15 protein-coding genes are annotated in these 11,981 nt (G+C 65.1%); 10 read left to right on the forward strand and 5 right to left on the reverse strand.

The window, feature by feature from the left end; translation table 11 throughout:
- Positions 1 to 80: 80 nt before the first annotated feature.
- From H0B56_RS04065 to H0B56_RS04085, 5 genes are all read right to left on the reverse strand, one after another.
- Complete coding sequence (locus H0B56_RS04065) at positions 81 to 485, reverse strand: SsgA family sporulation/cell division regulator (protein WP_180891533.1); 405 nt, start codon at positions 483 to 485, stop codon at positions 81 to 83.
- Positions 486 to 666: 181 nt separating this feature from the next.
- Positions 667 to 1,515 (reverse strand): hypothetical protein, encoded by an 849-nt coding sequence (locus H0B56_RS04070; RefSeq protein ID WP_180891534.1) that lies wholly within the window; start codon positions 1,513 to 1,515, stop codon positions 667 to 669.
- Positions 1,516 to 1,584: 69 nt separating this feature from the next.
- A complete protein-coding gene (locus tag H0B56_RS04075; protein ID WP_180891535.1) occupies positions 1,585 to 2,682 on the reverse strand; it encodes a WXG100 family type VII secretion target in 1,098 nt (365 codons plus the stop codon).
- 29 nt (positions 2,683 to 2,711) lie between these two features.
- Positions 2,712 to 3,065 (reverse strand): type VII secretion target, encoded by a 354-nt coding sequence (locus tag H0B56_RS04080; protein ID WP_180891536.1) that lies wholly within the window; start codon positions 3,063 to 3,065, stop codon positions 2,712 to 2,714.
- On the reverse strand, positions 3,062 to 3,661 hold the full coding sequence (locus H0B56_RS04085) for a YbaB/EbfC family nucleoid-associated protein (protein ID WP_180891537.1): 600 nt from the start codon (positions 3,659 to 3,661) through the stop codon (positions 3,062 to 3,064). Before H0B56_RS04085 ends, H0B56_RS04080 begins: the two co-directional genes overlap by 4 nt.
- A 432-nt stretch (positions 3,662 to 4,093) precedes the next feature.
- Here H0B56_RS04085 and rpsL point away from each other — a divergent pair, with 432 nt between their 5' ends.
- The 10 genes from rpsL to rpsS all read left to right on the forward strand — a co-directional run bounded on the left by rpsL (position 4,094) and on the right by rpsS (position 11,964).
- Positions 4,094 to 4,468 (forward strand): 30S ribosomal protein S12, encoded by a 375-nt coding sequence (gene rpsL, locus H0B56_RS04090; RefSeq protein WP_180891538.1) that lies wholly within the window; start codon positions 4,094 to 4,096, stop codon positions 4,466 to 4,468.
- On the forward strand, positions 4,468 to 4,938 hold the full coding sequence (gene rpsG, locus H0B56_RS04095; protein ID WP_089302320.1) for a 30S ribosomal protein S7: 471 nt from the start codon (positions 4,468 to 4,470) through the stop codon (positions 4,936 to 4,938). The genes rpsL and rpsG overlap by 1 nt, the downstream gene beginning before the upstream one ends.
- A gap of 61 nt (positions 4,939 to 4,999) precedes the next feature.
- Entirely contained in the window at positions 5,000 to 7,102 is a 2,103-nt protein-coding gene (gene fusA, locus H0B56_RS04100; RefSeq protein WP_180891539.1) for an elongation factor G, read from the forward strand.
- 127 nt (positions 7,103 to 7,229) lie between these two features.
- Complete coding sequence (tuf, locus tag H0B56_RS04105) at positions 7,230 to 8,423, forward strand: elongation factor Tu (RefSeq protein ID WP_180891540.1); 1,194 nt, start codon at positions 7,230 to 7,232, stop codon at positions 8,421 to 8,423.
- Between the two features lie 421 nt (positions 8,424 to 8,844).
- Positions 8,845 to 9,150, forward strand: a complete 306-nt coding sequence (gene rpsJ / locus H0B56_RS04110) for a 30S ribosomal protein S10 (RefSeq protein WP_089302323.1) — start codon at positions 8,845 to 8,847, stop codon at positions 9,148 to 9,150.
- Positions 9,151 to 9,180: 30 nt separating this feature from the next.
- Positions 9,181 to 9,837, forward strand: coding sequence for a 50S ribosomal protein L3 (gene rplC, locus H0B56_RS04115; protein WP_180891541.1), 657 nt, complete (start codon positions 9,181 to 9,183; stop codon positions 9,835 to 9,837).
- The gene (gene rplD, locus H0B56_RS04120) at positions 9,834 to 10,505 is read left to right on the forward strand and encodes a 50S ribosomal protein L4 (protein ID WP_180891542.1); all 672 of its coding nucleotides are present in this window, start codon (positions 9,834 to 9,836) and stop codon (positions 10,503 to 10,505) included. The genes rplC and rplD overlap by 4 nt, the downstream gene beginning before the upstream one ends.
- On the forward strand, positions 10,502 to 10,810 hold the full coding sequence (rplW, locus tag H0B56_RS04125; protein ID WP_089302326.1) for a 50S ribosomal protein L23: 309 nt from the start codon (positions 10,502 to 10,504) through the stop codon (positions 10,808 to 10,810). The genes rplD and rplW overlap by 4 nt, the downstream gene beginning before the upstream one ends.
- 20 nt (positions 10,811 to 10,830) lie before the next feature.
- On the forward strand, positions 10,831 to 11,664 hold the full coding sequence (gene rplB, locus H0B56_RS04130) for a 50S ribosomal protein L2 (RefSeq protein ID WP_089302327.1): 834 nt from the start codon (positions 10,831 to 10,833) through the stop codon (positions 11,662 to 11,664).
- A gap of 18 nt (positions 11,665 to 11,682) precedes the next feature.
- Positions 11,683 to 11,964 (forward strand): 30S ribosomal protein S19, encoded by a 282-nt coding sequence (gene rpsS, locus H0B56_RS04135; protein ID WP_089302328.1) that lies wholly within the window; start codon positions 11,683 to 11,685, stop codon positions 11,962 to 11,964.
- Positions 11,965 to 11,981 lie beyond the last annotated feature (17 nt).

Raw genomic sequence — 11,981 nt, forward strand, 5'->3', positions numbered from 1 at the left:
CACGAGGGCCCGGGGACGCGGGAGGTGTCCCCGGGCCCTCTCATGTCGTGCCGGGCGTATCCGAAGCCGTGTACCCGGCTTCAGACGTCGGCGATCTCCTCGATCAGTTTGTCGACATCGAAGTACTGCTCTTCGCTCCCTGCCGGAACCTCCTCGAGAGTGACCTCGAGGAACTCCTCCGCTTCCCGCCGGTCCAGGAACCAGGACGCGCGTCCTTGGTCGGACTCGATCTGCAGCAGCAGGAGACGCTCGTCACCGTCGTCGAAGGGGATGAAACGGACGTCACCGATGCCGGCCGGGCCGACGACGCCTGCCATCAACAGGTCCCGTGCGAAGACCCACTCGACCCACTGATCCACGCCCGTCTGGAACGCCACGGTGATGGAGAACGGTTCCTCCGGGTGGTACGACCAGCGGGAGAGCACCGGCGTGTGCTCGCTGTGCAGGTTGATGAATCGGTCGTTGCGCGCTGCGTTGGCGTACATGTCGCCCTCCTCCTGGTCATCGTGAGCCGGTGTGGGGGCCGGCGCCGATGGGCTTGACACCGGGGAGATGGCGACGGTCGCGACTCATGACGCGAAGCCCCGCATCGTCAGCCGATGCGGTGTATCGGCCATCACACCCGTAACGGCGCAGCGCAACGCGCGATAGAGGCGAGCGGCGCGACTACTGTGTCAGGCGGTGCCTGTTCCACACGTCCTGCGGGATCATCTGCCCGAAGCGGATGAGGCGGTCGATGGTGTCGCGGATGTCGGTGTCGTACATGTGTGCCTTGTCCTGGGTCCACAGCGCGCCGCCCTCGAAGACGACCATGCGCTTGTGGAACCACTTGTCGCTGGTCATGGCGTGAACGACGGGTTGCGACAGTACAGCGCTCGCGAATGCCGGTTCGGCGGTGAGTACCTGGAACAGCTCGTCGAACCGGGCGTCTCCTACGGTGTACTCCTCGAGGTCCTCGTCACTCACAAAGTGCATACTCGTCGGGTAGTTTCGGCGGAAATTGCGCATCCGGCGCTGGATGCACAGCGTCGGTACCGATGGTGTCCGGACCTGCACCATGTGCCGTTCATGGGTGATTCCCCGCGAGGTATCTCCGCGACTGATTTGGGGAACCTGCATGGTCTCCCCGCGTTTCGTGTTCTCGACGCCGACATGCCCGGGGTCGTAGATGTTCCATCGGTCGATTGTTTCGCCGGTCCGCGAGTCCGTGAAGTTCCAGTTGAGCGTGTAGTCGATCACGAGGACGGTGTGGCCGTGGTAGCTGGCCTCGATCGCGCGGTCGAAATCGCCGTGAATGCGCGGGACGCCACCGACCCCGGTGATGGTTCTGGGGCGCACGCCGAAGCTCGGGGGGTTGCTGAGGTCGTTGGATCGTTCGACGGCCGAGAGTTGCCGTGCCAGGTCGGCGACCTTCCGGTCGCGCTTTTTCTTCGCGAAGGGAATCGCGACCAGGGAAAGTACGACGAGTAATCCGAAACCGGCCAGGAGGATATTGCCGAGGGTGTCCGGATGCATGATTTCCCTTCGAATAGGTACCGCCGCGGACGGACGATGTCGATGGGGCGGGACGGCGGTTAAGACTCGCTAGAAGTCCAGATTCTGACGGGTCTCGGTGTGCGACGGTTGCTCTTCGGGAATGTCCGGGGAACCGCCCTGGGCTTGCGCGATGTGGTGATCGGCGAACGACGGGGCCATCTCGAGCGGGGCGGCTCCCGGGTCGAAGCCTGTCCGCTGCTGGACGTACGCGCTTCCACCCGCGAAAACGGCCTCACCCGCGGACGAGCCGACGGAACGTCCTGCGTTCCCGCCGAGTGCCTTGCCGAGCATGCCGCCACCGGTGCCCAGCAGCCTCTTGATCTTGTCGAAGAACGCGGAGACCTTCCGCAACAGGTCGACGAGACGCTGTACGGTGCGCCCCACTCGTGAGGAGGTGATCGCCGCCCTGGTCGCGGTGACGGCCTGCGCCGCAGCGATGGAAGAGCCAAGGCTGGCCACGCTCGAAGCCAGCGCGGGAACCCACGTCATGATCAACCATCCGACGAAGTCGGAGATCAGTGACTTGACGGCTTCCTCGACGGCCTCCATGACCATTGCGGATGCTTCGAGCATCTCGGCGACGTGGCCCGAGTGTGCCGCGATCCCGCTGATTCCGTCGGCGAAATCGGCCAGCTGGTTGCGCGCCGCGTCCGCAGCCTCGCCATCCCATCCGGCCAGCGACGTGTCTGCGACCGCGACGAAGTTCTCGCTCACCTGTTGCAGGCCCTCGCCGATACTCACGAAGTTCCCTGCCGCGGTCTCGAGGGCGGGCGCGTCCCCGGTCACCGTGTCCAGGGCGTCCTGCAACGGCGTGATGAGCCCGAGCAAGAAATCGAGCCCGTTGCCGGCCAGCCAGCCCGCCGGATTGGTGGCCATGCTCGTGACCGTGTCGGAGCATTCGGCTACGAAGCTGCCCGCGTCGGTCAGGACATCGCCGGCCTCGAGGGCAACCTCGCCGACACCCGGCTCGTTCTCACCCCCGTTCAGAAGGCCCGCCACACTCTGGCCGGCACCGAACGTGTCCCCGGCGAGGCCGGCGGCACTGCCTGCTACGGGTACCTCGCCGATACCACCGGCCACGTCGATGGCCGGGCTGTCATCCGACTGGATCTCGATGTCCGAGGCAACGTCCTCGACGTCAGCCATGTTTCCTCCCTCCGTGACGATCTGGACGGTCAGGCTCTCCGGATGCCGGGCGGAGGTGGGCACGTGTCGAGGGCGTCGAGTGCGTCCTGCATGACTCGCACGGCCTCGTCCTCGCGTTCCTGGTAAGCCTCGGCAGTGGCCGCGAACTTCTCGGCCGCCGTCTGTGCCCCGTCCATCAACGCCTGCATCTGCTCCTGGAGCTGTCGCAGTGCCTGCGTGTACGAGTCCTTCGTGAAGATGCCGACCACGCCCCATGACTCATCCCCGACGTCGGCCTGCGCGACCAGGTCCTTGATCTGGGCCGCCTGGTCCGAGTATGTGCCGACGTCCTCCGAGTACTTCTTGATGACGTCCGGGTCCACCTGGAATCCCGCTGCGCTCATCGCCGATCCTCCTCGTCGTTCAACAGGCTGCGCAGGAACGTGTCCCCGGCGGACCCGCCCCGCTCGGACTCCGGCACTGCGCTCTCGGCGCTACCGGCGAACGACCTCCGGCCGACGTCCTCGTCGTCATCCTCGTCGGGTTCCGGCTGCCGTACAGCACTGTCGCGACAGTCCGGTGTCGGGCTGTCCCCCATCTGGGACCGTAGATCCTCCTTGCTGGTTCCGAGTGCCTGCGACTGGGCGTCGAGCAGCTGGTCCGCGGACCCGAACGGGGAACTCGAGCCCATGTGCGCGGCAACGATCCCGGCTTCCTTGCGCGCGGACTCGGCTACCGCCTGCTGCAAGGTGGACATGATGGTGGCGGCGAGCGAGGCAGGCTGCTGCCGCATCGCCTCGTTGCTGAGCTTCAGATCCGTGACCGAGCCCCCCGGACCCGCGGTGACGGTCACGGAACGATCCGGAGCGGTCGCGCTCACCTCCAGCGAACGGATCTCCTCCTGCATCTCGTCGACGGTCGAGAACGTGCTGTCCAGCTGCTGGATCTTGGACTTGAAGTTGTCGAACTCCGCTACGAGCCGGTCGAACTCTGCTGACACGAAAGCCCCCACGTGGTGTGCCGATGTACCTGTGCTGGAGGCGCCCCCCAGTCACTCCCGAACGCACCTCATGGTGCCGCATCGTCGCCGACCGTGGGGTAGGGTTCGGCTACTTTTGGTGGTCACCGCGAGGTTGGTAGGATCGTGACGCGCGGTGCGTGGTACGAAGTGCCCCCCGATGTGACCCCCTCATATGAGGGTAGGTATCTTTGACGTCTGTGCCCGGCGCTGTCGGGCCACTCCGTATGCCCGCTGGGCGCGTTCAGCCGTTCACAGGTGAGCGATGAGCGTCCGGCGCGACACGGAGACCCCCTCGGATACCTCGAGCAAGTCGTATTCGGCGTTCGGTCTACGAGCGGCCGACACGCCCGACCTCGGGGACCGAGGCCAAGGCGAGAAGTAATGACGTGAACGAAAGAGAAAGCTGGTCCATTGCCCACCATCCAGCAGCTGGTCCGCAAGGGCCGCAAGGACAAGGCTGCGAAGCTGAAGACCGCAGCGCTCAAGGGAAGCCCACAGCGTCGGGGTGTATGCACTCGCGTCTACACCACGACCCCCAAGAAGCCGAACTCGGCGCTGCGGAAGGTCGCACGTGTGAGGTTGACCAGTGGCATCGAGGTCACGGCTTACATCCCTGGCGAGGGCCACAACCTGCAGGAGCACTCCATGGTGCTCGTGCGTGGTGGCCGAGTGAAGGATCTTCCCGGCGTTCGCTACAAGATCGTCCGCGGTTCACTGGATACCCAGGGTGTGAAGAACCGCAAGCAGGCGCGCAGCCGGTACGGCGCAAAGAAGGAGAAGAGCTGATGCCCCGCAAGGGTCCGGCCCCGAAGCGGCCGGTGATCTCCGATCCCGTCTACAGTTCTCCGCTGGTGAGCCAGTTGGTCAACAAGGTGTTGCGAGACGGCAAGCGTTCACTCGCAGAGCGCATCGTGTACGGGGCGCTCGAGGGCGCCCGGGAGAAGACCGGAACCGACCCGGTCATCACGCTCAAGCGCGCGCTGGACAACGTGAAGCCCACCCTCGAGGTGCGCAGCCGCCGGGTCGGTGGCGCCACCTACCAGGTTCCGGTGGAGGTTCGCGCCGGGCGTTCGACCACGCTCGCGCTCCGTTGGATCGTGCGCTACTCCAAGCAGCGCAGGGAGAAGACGATGAGCGAGCGCCTGCAGAACGAGCTGCTCGACGCGAGCAACGGCCTCGGGGCCAGCGTGAAGCGCCGCGAGGACACACACAAGATGGCCGAATCGAACAAGGCATTCGCCCACTACCGTTGGTGACCGCCGTTCCCGGCCGGGCACACGCCGGTCGGGATTCACGCTGAAGACAGGGGAAACTCTCGTGGCACGCGACGTGCTGACCGACCTCAACAAGGTCCGGAACATCGGCATCATGGCGCATATCGATGCCGGCAAGACCACAACCACCGAGCGGATCCTGTTCTACACCGGGATCAACTACAAGATCGGCGAGGTGCACGACGGCGCCGCGACGATGGACTGGATGGAAGAGGAGCAGAGCAGGGGCATCACCATCACCTCTGCGGCTACCACGACCTTCTGGGGTGACTACCAGGTCAACATCATCGATACGCCGGGGCACGTCGACTTCACCGTCGAGGTGGAGCGCTCGCTGCGGGTGTTGGACGGCGCCGTCGCGGTGTTCGACGGTAAGGAAGGCGTGGAGCCCCAGTCCGAGCAGGTCTGGCGCCAGGCGGACAAGTACGAGGTACCGCGGGTTTGCTTCATCAACAAGATGGACAAGCTGGGGGCGGACTTCTACTTCACGGTCGGCACGATCTCCGACCGTCTCGGCGCGCGCCCGCTGGTCATCCAGCTCCCCATCGGCTCAGAGTCCGACTTCGAGGGTGTCGTCGACCTGGTGTCGATGAAGTCCTTCACCTGGCGCGGTGACGTGCAGAAGGGCGAGAAGTACGAGATCGAGGACATCCCCTCCGATCTCGTCGAGACGGCGAACAAGTACCGCGAGCAGCTCGTCGAGGCTGTCGCGGAGACCGACGAGGCCCTGCTGGACAAGTACTTCAGCGGGGGGGAGCTCACCGAGGACGAGATCAAGGCGGGTATCCGCTCGTTGACCGTCAACCGGGAAGCGTTCCCGGTGCTGTGCGGCTCGGCGTTCAAGAACAAGGGTGTGCAGCCCATGCTCGACGCGGTGGTCGACTACCTGCCGTCCCCGCTCGATGTGCCGGCGGTGGAGGGCAAGCTGCCGGACAGCGACACATCGGTGACGCGCAGTGCCGACACCACCGAGCCGTTCTCGGCGCTGGCGTTCAAGGTCGCCGCGCACCCGTTCTTCGGCAAGCTCACCTACATGCGGGTGTACTCCGGCAAGATCAGCTCCGGCACGCAGGTGTTCAACGCCAGCAGGGGGCGTAAGGAGCGCATCGGCAAGCTCTTCCAGATGCACTCCAACAAGGAGAATCCGGTGGAAGAGGCTCAGGCCGGGCACATCTACGCCGTGCAGGGCCTCAAGGAGACCACCACCGGTGACACGCTGTCGGAGATCGGCAACCCGGTGGTACTCGAGTCCATGACCTTCCCCGAGCCGGTCATCTCGGTCGCGATCGAACCGAAGACTCGCTCGGACCAGGAGAAGCTGTCCACCGCCATCCAGAAGTTGGCGGAAGAGGACCCGACGTTCCGGGTCCACCTGGACGAGGAGACCGGTCAGACGATCGTCTCCGGCATGGGCGAGCTCCACCTCGACGTGCTTGTGCACAGGATGAAGTCCGACTTCAAGGTCGAGGCCAACATCGGTAAGCCGCAGGTTGCTTACCGGGAGACCATCCGGAAGCCGGTCGAAGGGCACGAGTACACGCACAAGAAGCAGACGGGTGGTTCGGGCCAGTTCGCCCGGGTGATCATCAACCTGGACCCGCTCGAGACCTCTGCGGACGGTGCGCTCTACGAGTTCGACAACAAGATCACCGGTGGCCGGGTACCGAAGGAGTTCATCCCTTCGGTCGACGAGGGTGCTCAGGACGCCATGCAGTACGGCGTGCTGGCCGGCTACCCGCTCGTCGGGGTCAAGGTGACCTTGGTGGACGGTGCGTACCACGAGGTCGACTCTTCTGAGATGGCATTCAAGGTCGCTGGTTCGATGGCGCTGAAGGAAGCCGTTCAGAAGGCCAAACCGGTACTGCTGGAACCGCTGATGGCGGTCGAGGTGACGACGCCCGAGGAATACATGGGCGAAGTCATCGGCGATCTGAACTCTCGCCGTGGTCATGTTCAGGCCATGGAGGAGCGTTCGGGAACTCGTGTCGTGAAGGCACTGGCTCCGCTGTCGGAGATGTTCGGGTACGTCGGCGACCTGCGGTCCAAGACTCAGGGTCGGGCGAACTACTCGATGCACTTCGATTCCTATGGCGAGGTTCCCAGCAACGTGGCGAAGGAAATCATCGCCAAGGCGACGGGGGAGTAGAACCCCAGAGCCCCGCGGGCGGAGGGGTCCTCCCTAAGGTCCGCACAACACCGACCAGACAGATAGCGCCGGCCGATGTCACGAGTCGACGGCGCGAGCACGAGTACAAGTCCAGGAGGACATTCCAGTGGCGAAGGCGAAGTTCGAGCGGGACAAGCCGCACGTCAACATCGGCACGATCGGTCACGTCGACCACGGCAAGACCACGCTCACCGCGGCGATCACCAAGGTGCTGCACGAGAAGCACCCTGAGCTGAACAAGGTGTCGGCGTTCGAGATGATCGACAACGCGCCTGAGGAGAAGCAGCGCGGTATCACGATCAACATCGCACACGTCGAGTACCAGACGGAGACGCGCCACTACGCGCACGTCGACGCGCCCGGTCACGCCGACTACATCAAGAACATGATCACCGGCGCGGCGCAGATGGACGGGGCGATCCTGGTGGTCGCTGCTTCCGACGGCCCGATGCCGCAGACCAAGGAGCACGTGCTGCTCGCTCGCCAGGTCGGCGTGCCCTACATCGTGGTCGCGCTGAACAAGGCGGACATGGTGGATGACGCCGAGATTCTCGAGCTGGTCGAGCTCGAGGTTCGGGAGCTGCTCAACGAGTACGAGTTCCCGGGCGATGAGGCCCCGGTCATCCAGGTCTCGGCGCTCAAGGCGCTCGAGGGCGAGGAAGAGTGGGCCCAGAAGATCATGGACCTCATGAACGCCGTGGACGAGAAGATCCCGGACCCGGTGCGTGCCACGGACAAGCCGTTCCTGATGCCCATCGAGGACGTGTTCACCATCACCGGTCGCGGCACCGTGGTCACGGGCCGCGTCGAGCGTGGCAAGATCAACGTCAACGAAGAGGTCGAGATCGTCGGTATCCGCGACAAGTCGACCAAGACGACGGTCACCGGTGTCGAGATGTTCCGTAAGATCCTCGACTACGGTGAGGCCGGCGACAACGTCGGGCTTCTGCTGCGCGGTATCAAGCGTGAGGACGTCGAGCGTGGGCAGGTCGTCACGAAGACCGGCGCGGTTACGCCGCACACCAACTTCGAGGCCTCGGCCTACATCCTGTCCAAGGACGAGGGTGGCCGGCACACGCCGTTCTTCAACAACTACCGCCCGCAGTTCTACTTCCGTACCACCGACGTCACCGGCGTCGTATCCCTCCCCGAGGGCACCGAGATGGTCATGCCCGGTGACAACACCGAGATCAGTGTCGAGCTGATCCAGCCGGTCGCCATGGAGGAAGGGCTGCGGTTCGCCATCCGTGAGGGTGGCAGGACCGTCGGCGCGGGCCAGGTCACCAAGATCACCAAGTGACTCTCGGGCTGAGGCGGTCCGTACCGCCTCAGCCCGATCCCGGAACCGGGGGTGGTGACCCCCGGTTCCGGGTGGCAACACTCGATATGCGAAACTATGAGGGTTGCTCGGTACGGGGCGGCCGGTTCGCTGAACGCGGCCGCCTGTATGTGAGTAGCCATGGGGTCGTCGGCCGCCGTCTTGTGCGAGGCCGCGATCCAGGAGTGCTTTCGGATCGAAACACTCCTCACTGACACGACTTACCTGGCACGCCGACGAGTTGTCGCGGTTTCGCGTGTGCGTCAGGCGCGACACGCCCGACCGCGTGGACCGGAGGTCCTCTCGTTGACGTGCGGAAACCAGGCCCCGCGTGCGGCAATAGCGTGCGCGGGTTCCTGGGGACAGTTAGCGGCACGAGACTGATAAGGAATGAGCTGCCACCATGGCGGGACAGAAGATCCGCATCCGGCTCAAGGCCTATGACCACGAAGCGATCGATACGAGCGCGCGCAAGATCGTCGAGACGGTGACGCGTACCGGTGCGAACGTGGTCGGGCCGGTGCCGCTGCCGACCGAGAAGAACGTCTACTGCGTCATCCGCTCGCCGCACAAGTACAAGGACTCGCGCGAGCACTTCGAGATGCGCACGCACAAGCGTCTGATCGACATCGTCGATCCGACCCCGAAGACGGTCGATGCGCTCATGCGGATCGACCTTCCGGCAAGCGTCGACGTCAACATCCAATAAGCGCAGCGCAGCGGCGGAGATTTGAGACTCATGTCTGACAGGCAAGTGAAGGGCATTCTGGGCACCAAGCTCGGTATGACCCAGCTCTTCGACGAGCGGAACCGGGTCGTCCCGGTGACCGTCGTGAAGGCTGGTCCGAACGTGGTGACCCAGGTGCGGAACAAGGACAACGACGGTTACTCGGCCGTGCAGCTGGCCTTCGGCACCATTGATCCGCGCAAGGTCAACAAGCCGAAGTCCGGTCATTTCGAGAAGGCCGGCGTGACACCTCGGCGCCACATCGTGGAGCTGCGTACCTCGGACGCGGACAGCTACGAGGTCGGCCAGGAGATCACCGCCGAGCTGTTCGAGGCAGGCTCGACCGTCGACATCACGGGAACCAGCAAGGGCAAAGGGTTCGCGGGCACCATCAAGCGGCACGGTTTCGCGCGCCAGGGAGCCAGCCACGGTACGCAGGCCGTGCACCGCAAGCCGGGCGCCATCGGCGGGGCCGCGACACCTGGTCGCGTGTTCAAGGGCAAGAAGATGCCCGGTCGTATGGGCAACAGCAAGGTCACCACGCAGGGCCTGACCGTGCACGACGTGCGTGCGGACGACGGATTGCTGCTGATCAAGGGTGCGGTTCCGGGCCCGAAGGGTGGACTCGTGTTGGTCAAGTCCGCCGCGAAGGGTGGTGTGCAGGCATGAGCACGATCGAGGTGAAGAGCCCCGCCGGTAAACCCGACGGCACCGTCGAGCTACCCGACGAGGTCTTCGACGCGCAGGCGAACATCCCGTTGATGCACCAGGTGGTCACAGCTCAGCTGGCGGCCGCGCGGCAGGGCACGCACGACACCAAGACGCGCGGCGAGACCCGGGGCGGCGGCAAGAAGCCGTACCGGCAGAAGGGCACCGGGCGCGCGCGGCAGGGCTCCACACGGGCCCCGCAGTTCGTCGGGGGTGGCACCGTGCACGGGCCCACTCCGCGTGACTACAGCCAGCGGACGCCGAAGAAGATGAAGGCGGCGGCGCTCCGTGGCGCGCTGTCCGACCGGGCGAGGGCAGGCCAGGTACACGTGATCAGCGAGCTGGTCGGTGGTGAGCAGCCGTCGACCAAGACCGCGAAGGCGGTCATCGCGGCGGTCTCCGAGGCCAAGCGTGTGCTGGTGGTACTCGACCGCGCCGACAAGTCGGCCTGGCTGTCGGCGCGGAACCTGCCGTATGTCCACCTGATCACACCGGACCAGCTCAACACGTACGACGTGCTGGTCAACGACGACGTGATCTTCACAAAGCCCGCGCTCGAGGCCTTCCTGTCGGGTTCCGCCACGGGCAAGACCCGCACGAGCGACGCCGAAGGGAGTGACGAGCAGTGAGCAGCGTGGCGATCCCGGATCATCGCGACGTACTGATCGCGCCGGTCATCTCCGAGAAGTCCTACGGGCTGCTCGAGGAGAACAAGTACACGTTCCTTGTCCGCCCGGACGCCAACAAGACGCAGATCAAGATCGCGGTCGAGAAGGTCTTCGACGTCAAGGTCGTCGGCGTGAACACGCTCAACCGGCAGGGCAAGCGTAAGCGGACCAGGTTGGGATACGGCAAGCGGAAGGACACCAAGCAAGCCGTGGTGACCCTGTCCGCGGACAGCAAGCCGATCGAGATATTCGGCTCAGCCGTCTAGAGGGTGAGGACTGCGTAGAAATGGGCATCCGCAAGCATAAGCCTACGAGCGCCGGCCGGCGTGGCTCGAGCGGTTCGGACTTTACAGGGGTCACCCGGTCGACACCGGAGAAGTCGCTGGTCCGTCCGCTGCCGAAGCAAGGTGGGCGAAACTCGTCCGGCAAGATCACCACCCGGCACAAGGGTGGCGGGCACAAGCGCGCGTACCGCGTGGTCGACTTCCGGCGATACGACAAGGATGGTGTGCCTGCCAAGGTGGCACACATCGAGTACGACCCGAACCGCACGGCCCGTATCGCGCTGCTGCACTACGCCGACGGGGAGAAGCGCTACATCATCGCCCCGGACAAGGTGAAGCAGGGCGACACGATCGAGAACGGCGCCGGTGCCGACATCAAGCCGGGCAACAACCTGCCGCTGCGCAACATCCCGACGGGTACGGTCGTCCACGCCATCGAACTCCGTCCCGGTGGCGGAGCCAAGATCGCGCGCTCGGCCGGTTCGAGGGTGCAGCTGGTGGCCAAGGAGGGCCGCAACGCCCAGCTGCGGATGCCCTCCGGCGAGATCCGCAACGTGGACGTACGCAACCGCGCCACGGTCGGTGAGGTCGGCAACTCCGAGCACTCGAACATCAACTGGGGCAAGGCAGGCCGCAGCCGCTGGCGCGGCAAGCGCCCCACGGTGCGCGGTGTCGTGATGAACCCGATCGACCACCCGCACGGTGGTGGTGAGGGCAGGACCTCCGGTGGCCGTCACCCGGTGAACCCGAACGGGCGTCCGGAGGGCCGCACGCGCAAGCGCAAGCCGAGTGACCAGATGATCGTACGTCGCCGCCGTACCGGCAAGAGGCGCTGAGCAGGGAGGTAATCGCATATGCCACGCAGCCTCAAGAAGGGCCCGTTCGTGGACGGCCACCTGCTCAAGAAGGTGGACGCGCTGAACGAGTCCGGCAAGAAGACCGTGATCAAGACGTGGTCGCGCCGGTCGACCGTTACGCCCGACTTCCTCGGGCACACGATCGCCGTGCACGACGGGCGCAAGCATGTCCCGGTGTTCATCACCGAGGCCATGGTCGGTCACAAGCTCGGGGAGTTCGCGCCGACGCGGACGTTCAAGGGCCACGTCAAGGACGACCGGAAGTCGCGCCGCCGCTGAGCGGGCACGAAGGCAGT

The sequence above is a fragment of the Haloechinothrix aidingensis genome (assembly GCF_013450155.1).
GTDB lineage: Bacteria > Actinomycetota > Actinomycetes > Mycobacteriales > Pseudonocardiaceae > Haloechinothrix > Haloechinothrix aidingensis.